The sequence below is a fragment of the Massilia timonae CCUG 45783 genome (assembly GCF_000315425.1).
Taxonomy (GTDB): Bacteria; Pseudomonadota; Gammaproteobacteria; order Burkholderiales; family Burkholderiaceae_D; genus Telluria; species Telluria timonae.
Genome location: NZ_JH992925.1, coordinates 48,824 through 73,848, shown reverse-complemented (window position 1 = coordinate 73,848; position 25,025 = coordinate 48,824). Strand labels below are relative to the sequence as shown.

Genomic DNA, 25,025 nt, shown 5'->3' with positions numbered 1-25,025 from the left:
CTAGTTCACCGTCACGGCCTGCAGCAGGCAGGCGGCGCCCAGCAGGTCGGCCGCGCCGCCCGGCGACAGGCGGCTGGCGACGAAGGCGCGGTGACAGGCCAGCGCCCGCGCTTCCCAGTCGGGGCTCGCCGTGCCGCCGCATGCGACAAAGGCGCGCGCGCGGCGCCGCACGCTCAGGGCGCCTTCGATTCCGCCGCGGTGATAGACATTGGTGTCGCTGATGTGGGCCATCAGGGCGAACAGCGCATCGATGCGCGCCTCGCGCATGCCGCGGCCCTCGGCCAGCGTGCGGCGCAGCGCCGGCAGGCCGACCGCGAACACCGAGGGAAAGCCGCGCGCGCCCTCCTCGCGCGCGCCGCTGGCGGCGTAGGCCAGCCGCGCCTGGGCGCCGTTCGAGGCGGCGCCGGCGTCGATGCTGTGGGCGCCGAGCGCATGGCCCCAGCATTGCAGCAGCATGGCCTGCACCGCGGCCGCGGTCAGCGGGACGCCGCGCGCGCGGCAGCGCCCGATCGCGGCGCACAGCATGCCGAGGCAGAAGATGGCGCCGCGGTGGGTGTTGATGCCGGCGGTGGCGCGCAACATGCGCGCTTCGGCATCGATGCCGAGCCGCTTGAGCGCGTGGAACGGCGCGTCATCCACGCCGGCCTGGGTGATGTCCAAAAAATAGCGGCGCAGCGCGAACATGCTGCGCATGAAGGTCGCGGCCGTCATGTCGGCGTGGCTGCCGTTGTCGACGAGAGAGACCAGGCCCGGTTTCGGATACAGGACCAGTTCGGCGTACAGGCTGCGCACGGCCAGGCGAGCGATGCGTTGGGCAAAGGCGCGCGCGCCGGCGGCAGCCGGCAGGCGCGGCGTCGGCGTCGGCGTCGGGTGCAGGGCGATCAATTCAGGCACGTCTCTTCCTCCAGCGTCGCGATCAGTTCTTCGGGCAGCACCAGCGCTATCCGGTGCAGTCCCTTGGTCAGCACGCGCGTGCCCGGGGCGCCGGCAAACGCCGCGCGCAGCTCCTTCCAGGCCACCGCGCGGCCGTCGGGAAACACCACTTCGCCGTCGAGCGGCAGGATGCCCGCATGCCAGGCCAGCAGGTCCAGCCCCTTCATCAGCTGGCGCCGGCTGGTGGGCTGCAGCAGCACGTCGATGTCGGAATGCGGCGTCAGGTAGTACTGGCCGGTCAGCGCCGCCAACGCCACCGAGCCGTACACCGCCAGGCCCACGCCGGCATCCGCGGCCTGGCTTTCGAGCAGGGCCAGGCTGTCGCGCCACTGCTCCGGCACCGCGTCCAGGGCCGCGACCAGCGGCAAGGCGCGCGTGCGCCGGCCAATATCGGACAGCTCGACCCGGCAGCCGAACTTCAGCTTGCCGCCCTCTTCAAGGCGCGGCGGCAGCGGAAAGCCGATCGCCACCTCGTTCGCCGCCATCTCGGCCTCGGCGCGCCGCACCACGGCCGGCCAGCCGCCGTCGCGCCAGCGGTCGAGCGCGGCCAGCGCCGCTTCGGGCGCGCCGGCGCGCACGCGCTGCCAGCCGCGGGGCGTCAGCCACACCAGGTCATGCCGCGCGAACATGGCCGCCACTCCTGACCGCCTCGGCCACCGGCTGCGCCATCAGGCGCCCGCCGCGCTCGCGTCCCAGCGCCATGCGCCGGTCTTCATCCGTGGCGTCGCGCAGCGCGCGCACCAGCTGCGCGGCAAGATCGTCTTCCCAAATGCCGTGCAGGCCGCCCATGCGCAGGTAGTTTTCGGGGCCCGGCGCGAACACCGGATTGTCCCGAGCCAGCTCGGTCAGGCGTTCTTCGGGCACCTTGGTGATGCGCGCCATCGCCGGGAGACCCATCACGCGGATGGTCGACTGCGGCAGCGCATAGCAGGCGCTCGCGATCAGGCCGCTGGTGATGAAACCGCCCGACAGCGCCTGGTCGTACACCAGGCCGATCACCGTATGCCCCTGGCGGCGCGCCAGGTCGACGCACTTGCCCAGGTGGGCCATGAAGCTGTTAATGCCCAACATCTCGTCGCGATGGCGCAGGCGCTGCCCCTGCGTATCGACCAGGATCAGGATCGGCCGTCCCGGATGCTCCCGCACGGTCTGGAGGATCGCCTGCGCCTGGGCCAGCGCGATCTCGATGCCGATCGGCGTGTGGCCGGTGGTGCCGATCACGGCGACCGGCTGGCCGTCGACCTGCGCCGTGCCCGATAAAAAGTTGTCGCGTTCGACGATCTCATGACCGCCCGGGAAAAGCTGGGTTGTAAGTAGTTGCCAATCCATCGTCAATCTCCGCTTGTGGCGCGGTATTGCGCCGCCATGTCGAGGAAGGCATCGGCTTCCAGCATCGGCACCCTGGCGGGTTCCGGCACGCCGAGCTGCCGCCATACTTCCATCGGTTCTTTCAGCCCGTCGGCGTCGCGCAGGCGCCGCGCCAGCATGGCCTGCTCGGCCAGCAGGCCTTCGAGGGTCAGGCGCACTTCGCCGCCACGCAGCTCGGCGATCGCCGCGATGGCGGCCGCGCGGAAGGCTTGCGACTCGCCCGCCACCAGCACCTGGCAATCGCCCAGCAGGTAGCGGTGCTTGCCGCCCGTGGTGCGCCAGACCAGCGCGCGGTCGCGCGAATCGAATTCCTCGACCCCGTTGGCGGTCTCGATCACCTCGGGGCCGGACATCGCCAGCCGCCCTTCCTCGGACATGATGACGGTGTTGGCGCAGCGCGCCGCGATGCCCATGCCGCCGAAGCAGCCGTTGGCGCCGCCCACCACCGCCACCACCGGGATGCCGGCCGCGCGCACATCCAGCATGGCGCGCATCACTTCCGACACCGCGATCAGGCCGGCATTGGCCTCGTGCAGGCGCACCCCGCCCGATTCCAGCAGCAGCAGCACCGCGTGCGCATGCTCGTCGATCGCGCGGCGCAGCATGCCCACCAGCTTGGCGCCGTGGACCTCGCCCACCGCGCCGCCCATGAAGCCGCCCTCTTGCGCGGCCCCGAACACCAGCTTGCCATCGAGCTTGCCGCGGCCGACGACGACGCCGTCGTCGAACGACACCGGCGCATCGAGCTGGGCCAGGTGCGGACTCGCCACCCGTTCGCCCGGCGGCAGGAATTCCTCGAAGCTGCCGGGGTCGAAGATCGCCGGAATGCGCTGGCGCGCCGTCAGTTCCTGGTAGCTGCTCATACTGCGCCTCCAGTCAGGGACTCCACCGCCTGGTCGAGCCGCAGGCTGACCACGGCCGGCGTGGCCCCCATGTCGTTGATGCTGATGCGCGCGTCGGCGAGACTCCAGCGATCGTGAAAATCGGCCATCACGGCCTGCCAGGTGGCGCCGAAGCCGACGGCCGCGGTGCGCACCTCGATCTCGCACGCGCCCTGCAAGGGCGACGGCTCGATCAGCACCTCGAGATTGCCCGAGCCGACCACGCCCACCAGCTGCGGCATGCCGGCCAGGGAACGCCTGCCCTGCTCGAAACGGTATTTCAACGTTTCCATGGTTGTTTCCTCACCAGTTCCTGAAGCGCTTCGGCGGGTCGTACAAGCCGCCGGATGCGCGCACCAGGCCCTTCATGTTCTTGGCGGCCAGCAGGTCGCGGGTCGCCATTCGTTTGTCGATGCCGAGGTCTTCGGGGCGCTGGACGATGCCGCGGTCGCGCAGGTTCTCGACCATGCGCTTGTCGCGCCCCATGCCGACCGGCGTATAGCCGGCCACGCCGCGGATCGCCTGCTCGCGTTCTTCCTCGGTGCGGCACAACAGCAGGTTGGCGATGCCCTCTTCGGTCAGGATGTGGGTGACGTCGTCGCCATAGATCATCACCGGCGGGATCGCCATGTTCGCCTGCTCGGCCAGCTGCCAGGCGTCGAGCTTTTCCACGAACGCCGGCGCCATGTGCTCGCGGAAGGTCTCGACCATCTGCACCACCAGCTTCTGCCCGCGCGGGATCACGTTGCGGCCCTGCCGCGCCTGTTCGCCGGCCTTGAGCCAGGCCTTGCTCGGGTGGCGCCGGCCGCGCGCATCGGCGCCCATGTTCGGCGCGCCGCCGAAGCCGGCGATGCGGCCCAGGGTCGCGGTCGACGAATTGCCCTGCAAGTCGATCTGCAGGGTCGAGCCGATGAACATGTCGCAGGCGTAGTGGCCGGCCGCCTGGGAGAACGCGCGGTTGCTGCGCATCGAGCCGTCCGGCCCGACGAAGAACACGTCCGGCCGCGCGCCGATGTATTTTTCCATGCCCAGCTCGGAGCCGAAGGAGTGCACCGATTCCACGAAGCCGGCTTCGATCGCGGGAATCAGCGCCGGGTGCGGGTTCAGGGCCCAGTGGCGCGCGATCTTCCCCTTCAAGCCAAGATCGGCGGCATAGGTCGGCAGCAGCAGCTCGATGGCGGCGGTGTCGAAGCCGATGCCGTGGTTCAGGCGCTCGATCTCGTACTCGGCATAGATGCCCTTGATCGCCATCATCGCCATCAACACCTGGATCTCGGAGATCAGGGCCGGATCGCGCGTGAACAGCGGCTCGATGTAGTACGGGGTCGGCGACTGCACCACGTAGCCGACCCAGTCGCCCGGGATGTCGACGCGCGGCAGCTTGTCGACGATCTGGTTGACCTGGGCGATCACGATGCCGCTCTTGAAGGCGGTCGCTTCGGCGATGGCCGGCGTGTCCTCGGTGTTCGGGCCGGTGTACAGGTTGCCCTCGCGGTCGGCCATCTCGGCCGCCACCAGCGCCACGCGCGGCGTGAGGTCGATGAAGTAGCGCGCGAACAGCTCCAGGTAGGTGTGGATCGCGCCGATATTCAGCTTGCCGCTTTGGGCCAGCTTGGCCAGGCGGCCGGCTTGCGGGCCGGAGAACGAAAAGTCCAGCTTCGAGGCGATCCCCTTATCGAACACGTCGAGGTGCTCCGGCAGCGACAGCACCGACAGCAGCATGTGCAGGTCATGCACGCGGCCGGTGTCGACTTTCGTCAATGCCTTGCCCAGGAAATCGGCCTGCTTCTGGTTGTTCCCCTCCAGGCAGACCCGATCGCCCGGCTCCAGCACGGCATTGAGCAGGTCGACGATGTGCGCGGCCTGGACGATCTTGCCGTCCAGCGCCCCGCCGAGCGCCGCCTGGACCCGTGCCAGGCGATCGCCGCGGTTGCGTTGCTGGGTAGTCCAGCGGCCTTCAGCTTGATTCATGAGATTTCCTGTTATTGCAAAATATGTGTGCCCTCAGAACACCACGAACAACACCCACAGCACGAGCGGCGCCACCAGGGTGACGATGCCGCCATAGATCATCAGCTGCCGTAGAAAGACGTCGCGGTCGATGTGCTGGGCGCTGGCCAGGACCAGCGCGCCGTTGGTCGAGAACGGGCTGACGTCGACGATGGTCGAGGCGACCGCCATAGCGGCGATGAAGCCGATCGGATCGACGCCGGTGCCCGAGGCCAGGAACGGCACCGCCAGCGGGATCAGGGAGCCCAGCACCGCGGTCGAGGAAGCGAAGGCCGAGACGATCGCGCCGACGAACAGCAGCAGCAGGGCCACGGTCAGTGGCGAAGCCAGGCTGGCGGCGCTGTCGCCGACCCAGGTGATGGTGCCCATCTTCTGCATCACGCCGACATAAGTGCTGACGCCGACGATCAGCATGATCTCCGGCCACGACACCTGGCCGATGGCGCGTTTCTGCACCTGCGGCGACAGGATCGAGATGAGCAGGCCGATGGTGATGGCCACGAAACCGATGTCGAGCTTGTACAGCAGGGTCAGCACGGCCAGCGCGATCAGGCCGACCACGGTGAACATCTGGTGGAAGGTCGGGCCTTCGTTCAGGTCGACGCCGGCATGGCCGGCCGCGCTGCCCGAGCCGGTGGCGCTCACGGCGCCGACGGCCGCGCTCGAACGTTCCTTGGTCAGGCGTTCCTCGCTGGCCGATTCATTCTCGGCGTCGCCATAGATCTGCGGGCCCTGGGCCGCCACCGCCACCGGCGGACCGAACGGCGAGACCGGCAGGCCCTTGCCCGAGCGTTCGGCCTTCGGCACCTGCTGGCGCATCAGCTTGGCGCCGCCGAAGGCGAAGAACAGCAGCACCGACACCGCCAGGTTGACGCCCAGGCTGGTGAAGGCGGTGGTCAGCGGCGAGATCGGCAGCCCCGCTTCCATCACGACCTTGTTGGTGATGCCCCCGTAGATGCTGATCGGCGAGAAGCCGCCGCCCTGGGCGCCGTGGATCACCAGCAGGCCCATCATGAGGGGATTGATCTTGTACTTGGCCGCGAAGCCGAGCGCGATCGGCGCGATGATCGCCACCGCCGCCGGGCTGACCGCGCCCACCGAGGTGAGCAAGGCGGTGATCGCGAACATGACCCAGGGGATGGCCGCGATGCGCCCGCCGACGGCGCGCACCGCGAGCCGCACCAGCCAGTCGATGGTGCCGTTGTTCTGGGCCTGGGCGAACAGGAAGGTGATGCCGACCAGGGTCAGGAACAGTTCGGCCGGGTAGCCGGACATGATGGCCTTGGTTTCCATGCCGGCGATCAGGGTGCCGACCAGGAAGGCGCCGACGAAGGCGATGACGCCCATATTGATGGGCATGGCGGTGGCGACGATGAACATCAGCGCCAGGACGCAGATTGCAATGACATGAGAGGACACGGCGAGGCTCCTTCGAGGTGCGGCGCCGGCTCCAACCGGTGTGGCCGCGGGTGGTACGTCTCCAGTACATGATCCCGTGCGGGCCATGCTCTTAGTTACGCTCTTGAGTCGGGCTCTTGGTGAGCTATTTGTGCTGCCAAGTTAACCGCGATTGGACTGGAGATCAATTACGCCCGGTCGGAAACGTTTACTGTCAGCGAAACTGTCGACCTAAAAGTTGGCCCGGATGCTGCGCTGCGGTATCAGGCGCTCCTGTGCTTGAGCATGCGGCACACGGCCGCCAGCGCCAGCAGATTGGGGTCGCGTTCCCGCACCCGCAAAAAGCTCAGGCCGATGGTCTGTTGCATGTGATAGTCGGCTTTCAGGGGGATCAGCTGCACCTTGTCGCCGAAGGCATTGCGCACCCGGCCCGGCAGCAGGGTGTAGCCGATGCCGGCCGCCACCAGGTTCATCAGCGAGAAGATGTCGCCCACGCGGGTGACGATGGTCGGCGCATAGCCGGCGATGCGGAAGGCTTCCTGGAAACCGGTGAGGGTCACGAAGCCATCCTTCAGGCACACGAATTTCTCGGACGCGCAGGCGCGCAGGTCGACTTCCTTCATCTTCGCGTAGGGCGAGCCGGCCGGCGCGGCGAAGAACACGTCGTCCTCGAACAGCGGGATCGATTCGATCTCGGGATCGGGATCGGGCATCCCCATCAGCGCCGCGTCGATCGCGTTCTGCTTCAGCTTGTGCAGCAGCTCGGCGTTCGAGCCCAGCACCAGCTCGGTCTCGATCTCCTGCTTGCGCAGCTTGATGCCGATGATGACCTCGGGGATCGCCCCCGTCGTCAACGAATACAGCGAGCCGATCCTGAGATGGTCGGCCGAATAGCCGGCCGCCGAGCGCGTGGCGGCGATCCCGTCCGCCATCAGCTTGACCACTTCGCGGCTGACATCGGCCAGCACCTGGGCCGCCTCGTTCGGGATCAGGTTGCGGCCCTGCAGGCTGAACAGCTGGCAGCTCATGCCCTCCTCGAGCGAGTGCAGCGCGCGGTGCACGCTCACCGCGCTGATGTCGAGCATGCGCGCGGCGGCGTTCAGGTTGCCGCCTTCCATATAGGCCAGCAGGATCTCGAGTTTGCGGAAGGTGATGTCGTCGCTGATCTGGCTGCGCATGGGGGCCCTTATGAAGATGAACCTTGAATGAACCTTGCGAGGATACCGCGCTCTTCAATCCGGCGCCAATGCAGGCTGCATGCCGCCCTGGACGAACAGGCTCGGCGAGCTGTCGGCGTACTCGCGCAGCACGTCCCACACCACCTTCACGCGGCGCAGGCGATACAGGTCGGTCGGCGCCGCCAGCCAGAACGAGCGCTCGGCCGAAAAACCCGGCAGCACCGGCACCAGCCGGCCATCGTCCGGCACCGCATAGGGCGGCGCCATCATGAGGCCCATGCCCAGCGACGCCGCCTCGATCTGCGCCGTCATGCCCGAGCAGCACATGCGCCGGCGCGGCGTGAAACCCAGCTCGTTCAGGTACGACAGCTCGCGGCTGGCGAGACGGTCCTGCACGTAGTCGACGAAGTCGTGGCGCGCCAGGTCGGCCTGGGTGCGGATGGCCGGATGGCGCGCCAGGTAGCTCGGGGCCGCATACAGGTAGAAGTGGAACGAGGCCAGGCGCGTGACCACGTAGCGGCCGGTGGTGGGCGGATCGAGCATCACGCCGAGATCGGCCTCGCGGTTGGCCAGGTTGGCGAAGCGCGGCAGCGCCAGCAGGTCGATCTGCAGGTCCGGGTGCTGGTCCAGCAGGCCGACCAATAGCGGCGCCACGACCTTCACGCCGAATACTTCGGGCACTCCGAGCCGCACCACGCCGTGGGCCGCCACCTCGGCCCCGCCGATCTGCTCGGCCGCCGCCAGCGCCGCCCCTTCCATCGCCTCGGCGTGCGGCAGCAGGGCCAGGCCGACCTCGGTCAGCTCATAACCCTCGCGCGAGCGGTCGAACAGGGTCGCGCCGAGCTGGGTCTCGAGCCGGTCGATGCGGCGCGCGACGGTCGTGTGCTCGACGTCGAGGCGGCGCGAGGCGCCCGACAGGGTGCCGGCGCGGGCCAGCTCGAGAAAGAATCGTAAGTCCGTCCACTCCGGAAGCGTATTCATGAGATCGCTTGTCAGATATCAAGATGACACATTGTGCGCTCGTGCACATTCCCTCTGCAAGCAATTTACCGACGATGTCTGCAGTGGCACAGAAATGGTGCGCTGCGGCATCTGTCCCTAGGAAAGCTCACAACGCGGGCCGGCAAGCGGGCTGTGCATTCATGCACAACGGGGTGGGCGATTGTTGACTATTCAACCAAACCCGACCTTGGCACACTGCCTGGCATGCGCTCGATCGCACGTATGCTCGATTGCATGCCATACCAAAAATGAGGAGACTAGAATGCGTCTGACCAGGAACAAGATGAAGCTGCTGAATCAGTCCGCCGCCGCCCTGCTGGTGCTGTCCGGCGGATCGATGGGCGTGGCACAGGCCCAGGATGCGGCCGGCACGCCGGCCGCTTCGCCAACCGAGGAAAACGTCTCGAAAGTGGTGGTCACCGCGCGCCGGCGCGAGGAGACCCTGCAGGACGTCCCGGTCTCGGTCACCGCATTCAGCGCCGACCAGCTGTCCAAGCAGGCCGTGCCCGACGTGACCGCCCTGGCCCTGGCGCTGCCGAACACCACCCTCAAGGCGTCGCGCGCCACCAACACCACGCTCACCGCCTTCATCCGCGGCGTCGGCCAGGCCGATCCGCTGGCCGGCTTCGAATCCGGCGTCGGCATCTATATCGACGACATCTACCTGGCCCGCCCGCAGGCCGCGGTGGCCGACATCTACGACGTCGAGCGCATCGAGGTGCTGCGCGGCCCGCAGGGCACGCTGTACGGCCGCAACACCATCGGCGGCGCCGTCAAGTACGTGACCCGCAAGCTCGGGCCGCAGCGCGACGTGCGCGTGCGCGCCACCGTCGGCGAGTACGGCCAGAAAGAAGCCGTGGTCACCGCCAGCACCCCGCTCACCGACACCGCCCGCCTGGGCGCCACCGTCGCCCGCTTCAAGCGCGACGGCTTCGGCGACAACCTGTTTACCGGCAAGGGCAACTACGACAAGGACGTCACCGCCGGCCGCGTCTCGGCCGAGTTCACGCCCAGCCAGGACCTGTTCATCCGCCTGGCCGGCGACTTCACGCAGGACGACTCCAATCCCAAGAACGGCCATCGCCTGATCGTGGGCCGCACCAGCGGGGCGCCGATCCTGCCGGACGTGTTCGACACGCGCGCCAACCTCACCAAGGCGCTGGGCCGCGACCAGGAAGTGCGCGCCTACGGCGGCTCGGCCACCATCGAATACCACGTCAACGACGAATGGAGCGTGAAGTCGATCACCGCCGCGCGCGAAGACAAGTCGTGGGCGCCGATCGACTTCGACGCCCTGCCCGTTGTGGACATGGAGGTGCCGGCGCTGTACACCAACCGCCAGTTCAGCCAGGAGCTGCAGGTGACCTACAACGGCCCGCGCCTGCAGGGCGTGGCCGGCGTCTACTACATGGACGCCAATGCCTTCAACGAGTTCGACACCATCCTGGCCGGCGCCGTGCCGACGTCCACCTATACCATGGGCGACATCGACACCAAGGCCTGGGCCGCCTACTTCGACGGCAGCTACAACCTCACCGACACCCTGAGCCTGTCGCTGGGCGGGCGCTACACGGTCGACAAGCGCGAAGCCGACGTGCTGCGCCAGATCTACTTCGGCCTGGCCGGCTCGCCCCAGATGGGCAACCCGGGCGCGCTCCTGTTCCGCACCGACACCGACCTGCGCAATGGCCTGCTGGAGCGCGAAGACAAGAAATTCACCCCGCGCGTGGCCGTCAACTGGAAGATGAACCCCGACCACAACGTCTACGCCTCGTATTCCGAAGGCTTCAAGGGCGGCGGCTTCGATCCGCGCCTGAACGTGGTCGGCACCCGCATTCCGCTCGACGTCGCCCGCGCCGGCTATGCGCCCGAAACCATCGAGACCTATGAGCTGGGTCTCAAGTCGGCCTTCAACGGCGGACGCATCACCACCAACGCCGCGCTGTTCTACAGCGACTACCAGGACGTGCAGATTCCCGGCTCGATCGCGGTCGACACCAACGGCGACGGCCGCGACGACAGCTTCGCCGGCGTGACGACCAATGCCGGCAAGGCCGAGATCAAGGGCGCCGAGCTGGAAGCGATCGCCAACATCACGCCCAACTTCATGATCGCGGGCATGGTCAGCTACATCGACGCCAAGTACAAGGAATACATCGTGGCGGGCGTGAACGTGGCCGACCAGCGCATCTTCCAGAACACGCCGAAGAACTCGGCCAACCTGCGCGCCAACTACGACATTCCGCTGCCGCTCATGGGCCACAACGGCCGCATCTCGCTGATCGGCAGCTATTCGTACAAGGGCGCCACCGCCCAGTTCGAGACGCCGTCGATCCTCGACCAGGAGTCGTACCGGATCTGGGATGCGTCGATCGTCTGGACCCGTCAGGACGGCAAGGTGCGCGCCGGCCTGCATGGCAAGAACCTGGGCGACGAGCACTACAAGACCGCCGGCTACCTGTTCCCGACCCTGGGCAACGAAGGCACGGTCACCGCCTTCTACGGCAACCCGCGCACGGTGTCGGCGACGCTGGAGCTGCGCTTTTAAGAGCAAACCCGCTGCAGCGAGCGAAGCCACCCGAAAGGCCCGCTGCAGCAAACGAAGCCACCCGAAAAACCAGCGGCGGCATCGAAGCCGCACGTCATCCCCGCGCAGGCGGGGACCCCAGTTCTTCACCAGCGTCGCAAACGTCAAAAAAATCGAACACTGAACAGGAACCGCCGCGTGCCAACCAGCTCCCCCATCACCTACACCAGCAGCGACGGCCTCGCCCTCTACGCACGCGATTACCACGGCGCAGGCGGCCCGGCCCGCCTGCCCGTGATCTGCATCCACGGCCTCACCCGCAACTCGCTCGACTTCGACGAACTGGCCCCGCAGGTGGCCGGACTCGGACGCCGCGTGCTGGCGGTCGACGTGCGCGGCCGCGGCCACTCGGCGCGCGACCCGAACCCGGCCAACTACACGCCGCTGGTGTACGCCGCCGACGTGGTGGCCCTGATGCATGCGCTGGGCATCGCGCGCGCCGTCTTCATCGGCACCTCGATGGGCGGCCTGATCACGATGACCCTGGCCGCGCAGCGCCTCGACCTGGTGGCCGGCGCGGTGCTGAACGACATTGGCCCGGTGCTGTCCCCGCGCGGCCTGGAGCGCATCGCCGGCTACGTCGGCAAGCCGGCCACGTTCGCCAACTGGGACGAGGCCACCTGCTACGTCCGCGACATCAATGCCTGCGCCTTCCCCGCCAATCCGGACACCGAATGGAACAAGTGGGCCCAGCGCGCCTTCGAACAGCGCGACGACGGCCTGTTGTGCGCCCGCTACGATCCCGGTATCGCCCACAGCCTGCAAAACGGTAGACTTCCTCCAACCTCGCTGGCCTTGCGCATGGCTTTCCGGCGCCTGACGCGGCATCGCCCCACCCTGATGATCCGGGGCGAATTGTCCGACCTGGTCGAGCTCGAGCAGGCGGCCTGGATGCGCAAGGCGGCCCCCAGCCTGGCCTATACCGAAGTGCCGAACGTCGGCCATGCGCCGATGCTCACCGAACCGGAAGCCTTCGAGGCGATCGGCGCTTTCCTGGCGCGGGTCCCTTAATTAAAACAAGGAGACACACGATGCAGCACCTGATCAAACCCCTCGCACTCTCCCTGGCCCTCGCCTTCGCGGCCGGCGCCGCCCCTGGCGCGCTGGCGCAAGGCAAGGAATTCAAGGTCGCCCTCATCGCCGGCAAGACCGGCATCATGGAATCCTATGCGCGCGAGACCGAGGCCGGCTTCATGCTCGGCCTCGAATACCTGACCGGCGGCACCATGACGATCAATGGCCGCAAGATCAAGGTGATCGTCAAGGACGACCAGAGCAAACCGGATCTCGGACGCACCCTGCTGGCCGAGGCCTATGGCGACGACCGGGTCGACATCGCCGTCGGCACCACTTCGTCCGGCTCGGCGCTGGCCATGCTGCCGGTGGCCAAGGAATACAAGAAAGTCCTGATCATCGAACCGGCGGTGGCCGACGCCATCACCGGCGACAAGTGGAACAAGTACATCTTCCGCACCGCGCGCAGCTCGATGCAGGATGCATTGGCCGCCGCCAGCACGCTCAAGGGCGGCAGCGTCGGCTTCCTGACCCAGGACTACGCCTTCGGGCGCGATGCGATCAAGGCCGGCAAGGAAGCGCTGGCCGCCACCGGCAGCAAGGCCAGGGTGATCCACGAAGAATACGCGCCGCTGGCGACGACCGACTTCACCGCCGCCTCTACGCGCCTGTTCGACGCCTTGAAGGACAAGCCGCAGCCACGCATCCTGCAGATCGTCTGGGCCGGCCCCAATCCGATGAACAAGATCGCCGACCTCAAGCCGGAACGCCATGGCATCGTGCTTTCCCCCGGCGGCAACATCCTGCCGGTGATGAAGACCTGGAAGAACTTCGCCGGCACCGAAGGCACGATCTATTATTACTACGGCTTCCCGAAGAACAAGATGAACGACTGGTTCGTCGCCGAACACCTGAAGCGCTTCAAGGCCCCGCCCGACATGTTCACGGCCGGGGGCATGGCGGCGGCGGGCGCGGTGGTGGCGGCGCTGACCAAGGTCCCGGACGGCAATGGCGACAAGATGGTGGCGGCGATGGAAGGCATGAGCTTCGAGACCCCGAAAGGCACGATGACCTTCCGCAAGGAAGACCACCAGGCGATCCAGCCGATGTACCACTTCCGCATCAAGAAGGACCAGAAGAACGAATGGGACTTGCTGGAACTGGTGCGCGAAATCCCGGCCAGCGAACTGCCGCTGCCGGTGAAGAACAAGCGCTGACATGACGGCGCCCCCTGTTCCTGACCCGCGCCGGCCGGCGCTGTCGACGCGCGACCTGACCGTCCGCTTCGGCGGCCACGTCGCGGTGAACGCGGTGACGGCGGACTTCTACCCCGGCACCCTGACCGTGATCGTCGGCCCCAACGGCGCCGGCAAGACCACGTATTTCAACCTGGTCTCGGGCCAGCTGGCGGCGACCGGGGGCACGGTCGCGCTGCACGGGCGCGACGTGACGCGCGACGGCGCGGCGCGCCGTACCCGCTTGGGCATCGGCCGCGCCTTCCAGCTGACCAACCTGTTCCCGCACCTGACCGTGGTCGAGAACGTGCGCCTGGCGGTGCAGAGCCGCGCCGGCATGGGCCTGAACTTCTTCTCGATCTGGTCGAGCCACAAGGAGCTGATCGCGCGCGCCGAACACTACCTGGAGCGGGTCGCCCTCATGCCCCGGCGCGACATGTTCGTCGGCGCCCTGTCGCACGGCGACCAGCGCAAGCTCGAAGTGGCGATCCTGCTGGCGCTCGAACCCTCGGTGATGATGTTCGACGAACCCACGGCCGGCATGAGCGTGGACGAGGTGCCCGTGGTGCTCGACCTGATCCGCCAGGTGAAGCAGGAACGCGACAAGACCGTGCTGCTGGTCGAGCACAAGATGGACGTGGTGCGCCAGCTGGCCGACCGCATCGTCGTGCTGCACAACGGCACGCTCGTGGCGGACGGCGATCCGCGCGAAGTGATGGAATCGAAGATCGTACAGGAAGCCTATCTTGGAACACCCGAACCCGAACATGCTCACGCCTGATCCGGCGCACGACGCTTGCCTGCTGCGGCTGTCCGGCGTGCACACCCACATCGGCCAGTACCACATCCTGCAGGGCGTCGACCTGGCGGTGCCGCGCGGCGAACTGGCCGTGCTGCTGGGCCGCAATGGCGCCGGCAAGACCACCACCCTGCGCACCATCATGGGCTGTTGGCGTGCCAGCGCCGGCAGCATCCACTTCGACGGCCGCGACATCACCCAACTGGCCACGCCCGACATCGCCCGCGCCGGCATCGCCTACGTGCCCGAGAACATGGCCGTATTTTCCGAACTGACGGTGCGCGAAAACATGGTGCTGGCCGCCCGCAACGGCCCGCTGGACGCGGCCCGCGTCGACTGGATCTGCGGCTTCTTCCCGGCCTTGCGCAAGTTCTGGAACCAGCCGGCCGGCAACCTGTCGGGCGGCCAGAAGCAGATGGTGGCGATCGCGCGCGCGATCGCCGAACCACGCAAGCTGCTGCTGGTCGACGAACCGACCAAGGGCCTGGCGCCGAGCATCGTGCAAAGCCTGATCGCCGCCTTTCGCGAACTCAAGGAGCGCGAGACCACGATCCTGCTGGTCGAGCAGAACTTCAACTTCGTGCGCTCGCTGGGCGACAGCGTCAGCGTGATGGACGACGGCCGCGTGGCCCATGCCGGCAAGATGGCGGCGCTGGCCGGCGACACCGCGCTGCAGCAGCGCCTGCTCGGGCTGTCGCTCGACTCCCACCAATAGGATACGACATGAGTGCAATCCTTCCTGTTTCCAAGACCGACGCACCCGCCGATGCGCCTCTCCCGGCAGCGAAGCGCGACATCGCGCCGCTGCTGCTGGTGCCGGCCCTGATGCTGGCCATGCTGCCGCTGGTCGGCAGCTTCCCCACTTGGCTCACCCTCACCGTTGCCGGCCTGGCGATGGGCATGATGATCTTCATCATGGCCAGCGGCCTGACCCTCGTGTTCGGCCTGATGAGCGTGCTGAACTTCGGCCACGGCGCCTTCGTCGCCGTCGGGGCGTTTTCCGCCACACTGGTCCTGCTGCCGATGCGCGGCTGGCTCGAGATGGACTCGCTATTGATCAACCTGGGCGTGCTGGCCCTGGCCGTCACGCTGGCGATGGTCGTCACCGGCCTCTTGGGCTGGGCCTTCGAGCGCATCATCGTCAAGCCGGTCTATGGCCAGCACCTCAAGCAGATCCTGATCACGATGGGCGGCATGATCGTGGCCGAACAGCTGATCCACGTGATCTGGGGCGCCGAGACGATCGCCCTGCCGCTGCCGACCGCGTTGCGCGGCGCGATCCTGTTGGGCGACGCGGCGGTGGAAAAGTATCGCCTGGTCGCGGTGGTGGTCGGACTGGTGGTGTTCATTGCGATGTTCCTGGTGCTCAATCGTACCAAGGTCGGCCTGCTGGTGCGCGCCGGGGTCGAGAACGGCGAGATGGTCGAGGCGCTCGGCTACCGCATCCGGCGCCTGTTCGTGGCCGTGTTCGCGGCTGGCTCGGCGCTGGCCGGCCTGGGCGGCGTGATGTGGGGCCTGTACAAGGAAACCCTTACCGCCGCGATGGGCAGCGAGATCATGGTGATGATCTTCATCGTCATCATCATCGGCGGCCTGGGTTCGGTGGGCGGCTGCTTCATCGGCGCCCTCTTGATGGCGCTGGTGGCCAACTATGCCGGCTTCCTGGCGCCGAAGATCGCGCTGGTGTCGAGCATCATCCTGATGATCTCGGTCCTGCTGTGGCGCCCGGCCGGCCTGTATTCGACTTCGCGGAGCTGAGCCAATGCTGCATCGACTTCTTTCCGGCGACCTGCCGCGCAGCCGCATCCTGACCGCGGTGCTGCTCGCGATCGTGCTGGGACTGCTGCTCGCGCCTTTCCTGTTTTCCGGCGCGCGCCCCCTCAATACGGCGGCCACGATCTGCGTCTACATCGTGCTGGTGGCGTCCTACGACCTGCTGCTGGGGTATACCGGCATCGTCTCGTTTGCCCACACCATGTTCTATGGCATCGGCGCCTACGGCATCGGCCTGGCCCTGGCACGCGTCAACGAACCCACCTGGGGCGTCATGGTGACGGGCCTGGTGCTGGCGCTGCTGCTGGCGCTGGCCCTGGCCCTGGTGGTCGGCCTGTTCGCGCTGCGCGTGCGCGCCATCTTCTACGCCATGATCACGCTGGCCGTTGCATCTTCGTTTGCGGTGCTGGCCTCGCAGCTGTCCGACCTGACCGGGGGCGAAGATGGCGTGACCTTCAGCGTGCCGGAGCTGCTGTCGCCCAGCTACCTGCTGTTCGAGAACGAGGTCTTCGGCCGCTACGTCGACGGCAAGGTGATCACCTATTACCTGGTGTTCGCCGGCAGCGTGCTGCTGTTCCTGTTCCTGCTGCGGCTGGTGAACTCGCCGTTCGGCCGCGTGCTGCAGGCGATCCGCGAGAACGAGTTCCGCGCCGAGGCGCTCGGCTACCGCACCATGGTCTACCGCATCTGGGCCAACTGCCTGGCCGCGCTGGTGGCGGCGCTGGCCGGCGCCCTGATGGCGCTGTGGCTGCGCTACGTGGGGCCCAAGACTTCGCTCGGCTTCGAAGTGATGACCGACATCCTGCTGATCGTCGTCATCGGCGGCATGGGCACCATGTATGGCGCGGTGATCGGCGCCACCCTGTTCATCCTGGCCCAGAACTACCTGAAGGAACTGATGGCGCACGGCTCGACGGCGCTCGAAGGCGTGCCGCTGCTGGCCGCCGCCCTGCATCCTGACCGCTGGCTGCTGTGGCTGGGCGTGCTGTTCATCCTGTCGATCTACTTCTTCCCGATCGGGATCGTCGGCAAGCTGCGCGTGCGGGCGTGGCTGGCGCGGCGCAAGATGGTATCTCCCGTGTCTTGAGACCTCTTCGGAGGTCTTTTTCCTGTCGCAGAGATATCGCGCCGGCGTCAGTCGCGGTTCGGGCGTGGTGGATCACTTGCGCTCGAAAATTCAGCCATCGGTGGACTCGTGGGGCGCCAACGCATGCCGCCCAGCAGGGTGTCCAGTCGTTGCTTGCTTTGTTCAAAAGGCGGTGGATGCTGCGTGATCTCGGTGGCGACCGCCCTGTTCACGGTATGCATTTCGACGAGAATGTAGGGCAAGACGTAAGTGCCCAGCCAGCCTCCATAACCTGTGAAGACATTGTAGATGTCGTATTTCTGGCCCTCCAATCCGGCTTGCAGGACGACGCCGCCTTGCGATGCGCTGAGTCCTCCCATTTTTACGGACTGGGGGCCGATGCGCTTGATGACCACCGGCCTGGCTTCATCCTCCCGCATTTGCGGCGGTGGGTTGATGCTCGCATGTGCCAACGCGTGTAGCAGCGGCGCTTTCGATCGGCGAGGGTGCACGGTGCCTGTTTCAATGGTGTAGAGCACGCCTGGAGCGTCGGGGAAACGCAAGGACTGCTTGAATTCGACGACGGTCCTGCCGTCGTCTGGAATGAAGCCATAGGGGATACATACGCCTGGTTCGGTCGGAATCTCGTGCAAGGCACGTGGCCTGAATGACTTGAGCATGGCGGAGAAATCACGCCTGTGAGCTTCCTTGGCGGCTGGCGTATCCATCTTGACCGTTGATTCGAATATGTATATGTAGTCTCCCCGCGTCAGGTAGGCGCGATAATTCGAATATTTGGTCATATAAATACCCCCTTCGAGCGTGCTGGTCCAATAGCCGTAGCTGGCGGGTACGCCCGGGTCGAACGGTTCAAATTTCTCGCGCATCTCCTCAATGGACTTTTGCCACATCTGAATAAATTCTTCCCGTTGTTTCACCTCTCTACGCAAGCTTTCAGCATCTTTGTTCTCCCGCCTCTGCTCATCGATATATCTGCGCGATCTTTCTATCAATTCCCTTAAATTCGCTTCTCGTGCTGGCGGGGTTATATCAAATATTTTCTCTTTACTGCTCCCACTCACCGACCCAATCACGGCAATATACGTATTACCGAAACGCAATGTATCGCCAGAACTGCGAACATTATTACTAAATGACCTCCCCCAAAATCCGCTACCATGCGGAACGTTATAGTATACTGGCCACTCGATTTTGTTTTTCACCTCGAATACGAGACGACCCAAGCATTCTGATTCAAGACCAGCGACGGGCCGATAATTCGGCGCAGTAACTTCTAGCACTCTTTTAGCATCAGGTATTCGAGATGGCACTGCATCTTCGCCATCGACTTGCATTGGTGGCGTCTGATTCGACTTTGCATCGCAGGCAGACGTCAGGGCAATCACCAGCGAAACCGCGACGCTATTCGACCAGAACAGGAAAAAATGCTCCTTGCGAAGCCATGCCCTGGGCGCACGAACAATAAGAACGCCCATCTGATCCATCCTAACTCCATTTTTCAAGTTTCGCATTTTCAGCCTCACCTATTCCAGCAAATGCATGTCCATCATCTTCAGACCTTCTCTCATCAGCAAGGATAGTCAAATTCATACCTGACGAATTACTCTCAGAATCCGTCCAAGACATTGGCAATGCAACGATAAATCCTTTGACGCCTATAGGATCCGTCTCGATAGTTCGCGATTTTGCATTCCATGACGAAGGCTTATCCATCACATTATCCAGCCTCCAGAAGCGCTCATTAAATGGCATATGCGCGTCTAACCTTCGCGTAGACCTATTCCATGTCGACCAAATCGAACTGGATCCCCCATCCACGTGCGGCAGAAAGGGAAATGCTTTTTTATATGCTAAAGCGTTAGCATATGAGACATGTTGGACAGCCTTCCAACTCTCCATGGCAGCGGGCTTATCAATAACGTTCTCCAGGTCGCGTGCAGGTTGGCTCCCAGCCATGAAACCAAACAGCTTCCTCCACAACTGCACTCTCAGCCTATGAACATTGGCACTTACCAGATCTTGATGCACACCGTCCAAGCTGATCTTCACCTGCTCATCATCACGCAGGATGACTGCGAGTTCCGAATCCCTGTCTCCAAGTTGACTACGATCATTAATATTGGCACTCCCCAGAACTGCCACCCTGTCGTCGACAATCAGCAACTTAGAATGCACGTAAATCTGTTCCGTTACGGGCCGTTGCCCTAAACTTTGCCAGCTTCGAAGATTCAGCATGGTCAAATAAGGTCTCCAGGATTCTTTAGCAGCATCTATAACATTATCAATTTCATATTTTTCAACCTCCGCGACCGCATCTTTTCTGCTAATTTTCCTTTCTTTGCACAACATAGCTCCAATTACTGCACGTCGAATCCTATTCACCAGACTGTGACTTCCCGCGACAATCGACTGCATGGTCAAATGTACCTGCGTCATGATATTCAGGGTATCCAATGTGCCCTCAGGGTGAAAAGGAAGTACCATATACACATGGAATGGGCGCCCGTCATAGATCGCATTCTCTATTCGACAAGCCAGCGCTTCACCGATCGGATTCAAGACTGCTTTCTGCGATGACCCTATTGATTGTGTTGCTTTTATTGCAGCGATATTTTTTAGCACCGCCTTCAAATCTCTTAGAAAAGCCGCTCCCTTCCCATTCCCATCCTTCATCACGGCATCGATCTGCGACCAGCGTATTGCAGCTGGTATATCACCAGGCGCGACCTCGTGGATTTCCAGGCGCTTTGCATATTTCTCATAGTCTGCCAAGGCTGTAACATCGGTCAGCGTGGCCATTGGCGAATTCTTTTTATCTTTTTCGCCGATTAGCTGATCAACCCCATAAGCCGATTGGAAGAACTGCCCTTCTATATAAATGAACTTCTGCGCACCATGAATTGCAGTCAGCATCGCCTTCAGACAATCATTCTGCGCATGTCCATGGTGTTTTTTTGCGGCCCCCGATGGCGCCGCATTCGACTCATCACGCAGCATCGCCACCGGCGCACTACGCAACACCTGCACCCAGCTCTTCCCCGGTCTGGGCTGCGCCGTCCTGGGCGGCGGCGCGGGTAGCCGCGGTATGCGAATACGTGCCGACGGCTTCAACCCGAATACAGCAAACAACGCACTGACATCCCGGGAAACAGCCGCGTGCGATCGTTCATAACGGCATGCGATGCCGTTCCAGCGCTGCACGAAATTCCTGGCCAGGTCGCTGACCGCCGGACCACTGATCGACGAATGGACATCGTGCCAGGGCATGCGCGGCTGCCCGGACGAGAGCGTCTTTCCGCTGGCAGGAACCACCTTGCCCAACGTTTTCAGGTTGGTGTACCGCCCTTTGGAAGTGTCGGCAAGGTTGCTCAGGTGCGTAAGCGTCGCGATCGTGAACGCCTCGATGAGCTCGACGCTGCCTTTCCACAGTCCCGCCGGTAACTGGTCCAGACTCGCGTTGTTCAGCCACGCCAGCAGCACCGCTGGCGCATTTGCCGCATGCGCCCCGCCGGTTTCCCGCAGCCACTCGAGCTTGCCATTCAGTTCCTGGTCCAGGCGCCGATAAGCCCAGCGCGCGGCGTCCTGGGCCGCGTCCACGGGAACATCCTGGAGCTTGCGCACGAACTCTGGCATCAAATCGCCTGTTGCCCACCAGTCGCTGACCACCTTGTGGGTCCGCGCCAGCGTATCGCCGACCGAACCGATCGCATCCTGCGCCATGGCGAGCGGTTTCGCGGGGGCCGACGTGATGAAGGTGCCGGTGCCGCCTACTCTCCCGTGAAAACAGGCGCAGAACAGTTCGGCGCGCGTCAGGTATTTCGTTTGCTCCACCTTCGACAGCGTATGAATTGGCGGAATACAGGGGTTATACAACTCGCTCCCGGTCCGTCCCTCCGCGGCGAGCGAGAAACGCCCATCGTCGCGCCTTCCGTATGCCAGATCGATACCTCCGACAAACGCCCGCTGCTCGTCGATGACCACGAGCTTTTGATGGTGCGAGAAACCGATGCCGAGGCCACCAGACATATCGCTCTGCGCGATCGCAGGCAGGGCAAAGGCACGCGCCGGCGGCGGCAGTCCCGCGTTGAGCTGGAAGACCACCAGCATCGTCTCGAAGTCGCCGGTATCGACACCAACCTTCGGCGACAGCCACGGCATCACATACACGCGCAGCGCAGGATTCGAATCGATCGCCTTCTCCAGGCATTGAAACAGCGTCTTCCCGCCAGCCAGCTCGACATCGAAGTTCACCTGCCAGCCAGCAATATAGATCGACTTCCTCGCGCCTGCGATCGCCGCGGCGACGGCATTGAAATACTCTTCGCCGGTGACATAGAAATCCACCTTGTTTCCATGCGACGGCTCGGAAAACACGCTTCCCCAGGACAGCCCCGGATGCTTTTCAACCGGTACGCCGTCCGAGATGAAGCACCCGGGGACAGAGGTCGCCGCAGCAATCGCTTTACCATCGCGAGAAACCAACTGCGATATGTGCTTGTTGCTCATCGCCAATCCGCTCCAATTCAGCCGAAACAAGTCGATTCATTTCTTTACTTTGGGGAAGATGCCGTTCGTGGCAGCCGCTTCGAATGCTTCTTTCGCATAACGCGCTTGCGGCAGGGCGCCATCCGCGAGCACCGATGCATGAAGATCCAGACTGAAATCCGCTGCGTGTAGGGCTTGCAGCAGCTTCTGCTTCTCGTCCCATTCGGGCGATTCCGTCTGCACATCGATGCGGACGACATGGCCGGGATAGACGAGCCAGGTACCGTCGGGATGCGCGGCATACGCTGCCGCGAGCTCCTCTTGGGCATCCGTTGTCAGCACCACGTTTCCATCGTCATCGGTAAGCCCTTCCGCCACCAATCGGTCGTCATCGATGAACGCAAGGCCGTCAGGCTTTTCGCCCGCCACGATCTTCCATGGCGTGCTCCCCAGCGCATGGCCGTTCGGTCCGGGCGTATCGGCCAGGCGCATATTGAACTGCAGCGGTCGTTCAGCAAGCGCCGAGCGCGGCAGCTTCGGCACCGGATAATTCAGGTTCTGCGGCCCGGACAGGCTTTTTTTTCCAGCGTGGACCCTGAGGGTTCCAGGGCATTGCACCGTGATGTTGCCGCCGCCGATCGTGACGCTCGCGCCGTCCGCGGTCGACAGGCTGATGGACTTCGCCGCCGCCCAGTCGACATGCGCATTGGCGCTGATGAGATTGATCTCGTCACGCGCCTGCACCGTCATTTCATCGCCTTGCGCCTGGATCTCGACGCAGTCCCGTGCCGAGACCAATTCCAATCCCGCACCGTCCTTGTCCGACGCCACCGCGCCCGCCAGCACGCCCATCGCCTGCCCGGAATGGATGCGGCTCGTCCCTCCGGTGACGAACTGGGTGTCCTGGCCGCTCGTCAAACTGCTGGTCTCGCCCGCAAGCAGCTGGATATCTTGCCCGGCGGCGGCGCCCAGGCCGTCCCGCGCCACCACCATGATGAGCGGATCGGCCATGTGCGGCGGCTTTCCATCGCCCGGTGCGGCAGGGTGGGCGTCCCCCGATGCCGATTTCAGCATCGCCGCGAGTGGCGCCGACTCAGCGCTCAACACACTCATGCCAGGTTTCGAGGCGCCGAGATGCGCAGCCAGACCAACCGTGAGATGCCTCGTCGCAGCGGCATTGAACGCCTAAACCGATTTCACCGCCTGCTGCAGCAATCCGATGCCTGCCGTGTTCTCGCCGGCCGGATCGCGCCGGCCCGCGCCGTGCTCGATCCTGTAGCTCGACACCAGCAAGCCGGCGCCGGCGCGCACCGCACCGTAGGCATCGGTGCGTAGTTCCGCTCCCAGCCCGCGAAAACTGCCACGGTAATTGTCGGCGGTATGGATCAGGTGGCCAAGATTCAGTTCGCTCGCCGCATGGGTACACCTCAATTGCACCCGCCCTTGAGCGTCCGTATCGTCGAACAGCAACTGGCTATAGCCCGAGCCGCCGAACTCCTTGCTGCGCAGGCCCCACTGGGCGGCGCCGTTGCGATGGCCGCCCGGGTCGCCGGATGCCCCGTGCCATACCGGACTGTTGCCGCCTGCCAGATTACCTTGCGCCGAACGCGCATGATCGTGGGCACGCTCGAAGACCGCAGCCGTGTGCGACGCGTCGCGCCGTCCTCCAGGCGTCGGTGCAGTGCCGCCTTCCCCCTGGCCGTTGTACAGCGCGCCGACGATGACCGGCCGGTCGATATCGTTTTCCAGGAACTGGACAAGCACTTCCTGGCCGATGCGGGGCAGGAACTGGAAACCCATGCCGTCGCCGCTCGAGCGCTGCGCCACCCGCACCCAGCAACTCGCATCGCCATTTTCCTGCCAGTGAAACCGGATACGTACGCGGCCAAGCCGGTCGCAATACAGTTCATCCGCACCGTTCGGCGTATCTCGGCCGTCAGGACCGACGACAATCGCACTTTGCGCGCCGGACGCCGTCGGTTTCGCCTGGCTGCGTCCATCGCTGCCAGGCAGCTGCGGACGCCACGGAAACTGCACCGGCACCGCTTCGAACCAGTTGGCGTAGCCCAGTTCGAGCGCCGTTGCGACGCTCAGGGCCAGGTCGTCCGGCAGGTCGCCGCGCACGAGTTCCTGCAGCAATTCGGGAACCGGGCCAAACAGCTCGGCGAGCGCATCGCGGGCGGGCGAAGGCAGATTGTTCACGCCGATGCTCAGCGCGCGCAAGACCACGAATGTCGGCGCAGGTCCCGTTTGCCGGCGCGGCAAGCCGGTGACGGTCAGCCGCGTACCTGCCCGCAGCGTACGGATAGTCGAGCGGCCGCTCCACATCCGTGCACGCGCTTCCCGTCCCTCCATCTGGAGGTCCGCGTAGCGGGTCGCCTGCTCCAGGTTCGCATACGCATACTGGCCGGGAGCATCGAACGATTCGAGCTCGGGCAGCCGGCGCGACCGCTCGATACGGGAAGGGGAACTCGCAGCGGTGACCAGGCGCGATTTATAGTCAGGGCCAAGCACGGTGGTAAGCGAAACGTGGAGGCGGCGCTCTTCCACCAGCGCCTGCACCGTGTCGCGCTCTTCCACCGAATGCGCGCCGTGGTAGCGCACGCCTCGCTCGAATGCGCTGCTGGGATCTTCCGGCACCGCGCTTGCCTGGCTACTGTCCGCAAACAGCACCACGCCGGGACCGTCCTCGGCCTGCTCGATGCGCCAGCACAGCCCTTCCTCGGCAAGCAGCCTGCGCACGAAGTCGAGATCGGATTCCCGGTATTGACAACAGTAGCTGCGCGCGACGGCCCGCGCCATGAACGGCCCGGTATCGGCACTCCAGCGCCAGCGTGCCAGTGGCCGGTAGGCCGAGAAGACGGCGTCGATGATCTCGATCACGGTCTTGTCCTGCCATACGCGGCAGTTTCGGGCCTGATCGAGACGCCGGAGCCACGCCGATATCCGCAGGCGGTAGCGCGTAAAGCCGCCGTCGCTGCCAAGTATCGCAGCTTCGCCGATCTCGCCCGCGAAACAGGTGCGCGTGCCGTCGGCCAGGCTGATGTCCAGGCTGGCCCGTTGCCCAATCAGGGTCGCCGGCACGATATACGTGCTGGTGGACAATGCGATCACATCGCGTGTCCCGAGTCCCTGCACCGCGTCATCGCCAAAAAAGGCTTCGACCAGGAGCACGTCGCTTCTCTGCGCCAAACGGTCGTCTTCGAGCGTCAGCGCGTAAAGCCTGGTTTCGCTGGAAAAATGTGCCAGCGTGGAAGTGAGTTCGTGTGCCAAGG

20 protein-coding genes are annotated in these 25,025 nt (G+C 64.8%); 7 read left to right on the top strand and 13 right to left on the bottom strand.

Annotated features, from left to right (window positions below):
• The 9 genes from mdcB to HMPREF9710_RS20475 form a co-directional block, all read right to left on the bottom strand.
• Positions 1-894 (bottom strand): triphosphoribosyl-dephospho-CoA synthase MdcB, encoded by an 894-nt coding sequence (mdcB, locus tag HMPREF9710_RS20515; RefSeq protein ID WP_005669558.1) that lies wholly within the window; start codon positions 892-894, stop codon positions 1-3.
• The gene (mdcG, locus tag HMPREF9710_RS20510; RefSeq protein WP_005669556.1) at positions 882-1,562 is read right to left on the bottom strand and encodes a malonate decarboxylase holo-[acyl-carrier-protein] synthase; all 681 of its coding nucleotides are present in this window, start codon (positions 1,560-1,562) and stop codon (positions 882-884) included. Before mdcG ends, mdcB begins: the two co-directional genes overlap by 13 nt.
• Positions 1,546-2,262: a biotin-independent malonate decarboxylase subunit gamma gene (gene mdcE / locus HMPREF9710_RS20505; protein WP_005669555.1), complete on the bottom strand. Its 717-nt coding sequence runs from the start codon at positions 2,260-2,262 to the stop codon at positions 1,546-1,548. The genes mdcG and mdcE overlap by 17 nt, the downstream gene beginning before the upstream one ends.
• 2 nt (positions 2,263-2,264) lie before the next feature.
• Positions 2,265-3,164: a biotin-independent malonate decarboxylase subunit beta gene (locus HMPREF9710_RS20500; protein WP_005669553.1), complete on the bottom strand. Its 900-nt coding sequence runs from the start codon at positions 3,162-3,164 to the stop codon at positions 2,265-2,267.
• Positions 3,161-3,475 carry a malonate decarboxylase acyl carrier protein gene (gene mdcC, locus HMPREF9710_RS20495; RefSeq protein ID WP_005669552.1) on the bottom strand — a complete coding sequence of 105 codons (315 nt, stop codon included), beginning with the start codon at positions 3,473-3,475 and terminating at the stop codon, positions 3,161-3,163. The genes HMPREF9710_RS20500 and mdcC overlap by 4 nt, the downstream gene beginning before the upstream one ends.
• Positions 3,476-3,485: 10 nt before the next feature.
• A complete protein-coding gene (gene mdcA, locus HMPREF9710_RS20490) occupies positions 3,486-5,153 on the bottom strand; it encodes a malonate decarboxylase subunit alpha (protein ID WP_005669550.1) in 1,668 nt (555 codons plus the stop codon).
• Between the two features lie 33 nt (positions 5,154-5,186).
• Positions 5,187-6,611, bottom strand: coding sequence for an SLC13 family permease (locus HMPREF9710_RS20485; RefSeq protein WP_005669549.1), 1,425 nt, complete (start codon positions 6,609-6,611; stop codon positions 5,187-5,189).
• 242 nt (positions 6,612-6,853) lie between these two features.
• Positions 6,854-7,768 carry a LysR family transcriptional regulator gene (locus tag HMPREF9710_RS20480; protein ID WP_005669548.1) on the bottom strand — a complete coding sequence of 305 codons (915 nt, stop codon included), beginning with the start codon at positions 7,766-7,768 and terminating at the stop codon, positions 6,854-6,856.
• A 54-nt stretch (positions 7,769-7,822) separates the two neighbouring features.
• A complete protein-coding gene (locus HMPREF9710_RS20475; RefSeq protein ID WP_005669546.1) occupies positions 7,823-8,749 on the bottom strand; it encodes a LysR family transcriptional regulator in 927 nt (308 codons plus the stop codon).
• Positions 8,750-9,053: 304 nt separating this feature from the next.
• Here HMPREF9710_RS20475 and HMPREF9710_RS20470 point away from each other — a divergent pair, with 304 nt between their 5' ends.
• The 7 genes from HMPREF9710_RS20470 to HMPREF9710_RS20440 all read left to right on the top strand — a co-directional run bounded on the left by HMPREF9710_RS20470 (position 9,054) and on the right by HMPREF9710_RS20440 (position 17,265).
• Positions 9,054-11,318 carry a TonB-dependent receptor gene (locus HMPREF9710_RS20470; protein WP_229409894.1) on the top strand — a complete coding sequence of 755 codons (2,265 nt, stop codon included), beginning with the start codon at positions 9,054-9,056 and terminating at the stop codon, positions 11,316-11,318.
• A 177-nt stretch (positions 11,319-11,495) separates the two neighbouring features.
• Positions 11,496-12,368: an alpha/beta fold hydrolase gene (locus HMPREF9710_RS20465; RefSeq protein ID WP_005669544.1), complete on the top strand. Its 873-nt coding sequence runs from the start codon at positions 11,496-11,498 to the stop codon at positions 12,366-12,368.
• 20 nt (positions 12,369-12,388) lie between these two features.
• Positions 12,389-13,588: a substrate-binding domain-containing protein gene (locus HMPREF9710_RS20460; RefSeq protein WP_005669543.1), complete on the top strand. Its 1,200-nt coding sequence runs from the start codon at positions 12,389-12,391 to the stop codon at positions 13,586-13,588.
• A 1-nt stretch (position 13,589) separates the two neighbouring features.
• Positions 13,590-14,387, top strand: coding sequence for an ABC transporter ATP-binding protein (locus tag HMPREF9710_RS20455; RefSeq protein WP_005669542.1), 798 nt, complete (start codon positions 13,590-13,592; stop codon positions 14,385-14,387).
• A complete protein-coding gene (locus HMPREF9710_RS20450) occupies positions 14,374-15,120 on the top strand; it encodes an ABC transporter ATP-binding protein (protein ID WP_040777656.1) in 747 nt (248 codons plus the stop codon). The genes HMPREF9710_RS20455 and HMPREF9710_RS20450 overlap by 14 nt, the downstream gene beginning before the upstream one ends.
• Positions 15,121-15,128: 8 nt before the next feature.
• Positions 15,129-16,163, top strand: a complete 1,035-nt coding sequence (locus HMPREF9710_RS20445; RefSeq protein ID WP_005669539.1) for a branched-chain amino acid ABC transporter permease — start codon at positions 15,129-15,131, stop codon at positions 16,161-16,163.
• 4 nt (positions 16,164-16,167) lie between these two features.
• Positions 16,168-17,265: a branched-chain amino acid ABC transporter permease gene (locus HMPREF9710_RS20440; protein ID WP_005669538.1), complete on the top strand. Its 1,098-nt coding sequence runs from the start codon at positions 16,168-16,170 to the stop codon at positions 17,263-17,265.
• Positions 17,266-17,312: 47 nt separating this feature from the next.
• Here HMPREF9710_RS20440 and HMPREF9710_RS20435 read toward each other — a convergent pair whose 3' ends face one another.
• From HMPREF9710_RS20435 to HMPREF9710_RS20425, 4 genes are all read right to left on the bottom strand, one after another.
• Positions 17,313-18,749 (bottom strand): T6SS immunity protein Tli4 family protein, encoded by a 1,437-nt coding sequence (locus HMPREF9710_RS20435; protein WP_157225685.1) that lies wholly within the window; start codon positions 18,747-18,749, stop codon positions 17,313-17,315.
• A gap of 1 nt (position 18,750) precedes the next feature.
• Positions 18,751-21,771: a phospholipase D-like domain-containing protein gene (locus HMPREF9710_RS20430; RefSeq protein ID WP_005669536.1), complete on the bottom strand. Its 3,021-nt coding sequence runs from the start codon at positions 21,769-21,771 to the stop codon at positions 18,751-18,753.
• Positions 21,772-21,807: 36 nt separating this feature from the next.
• Positions 21,808-22,863, bottom strand: coding sequence for a DUF2345 domain-containing protein (locus HMPREF9710_RS28855; RefSeq protein WP_081589977.1), 1,056 nt, complete (start codon positions 22,861-22,863; stop codon positions 21,808-21,810).
• 72 nt (positions 22,864-22,935) lie between these two features.
• Entirely contained in the window at positions 22,936-25,023 is a 2,088-nt protein-coding gene (locus HMPREF9710_RS20425; protein ID WP_307161092.1) for a type VI secretion system Vgr family protein, read from the bottom strand.
• Between the last annotated feature and the right edge of the window lie 2 nt (positions 25,024-25,025).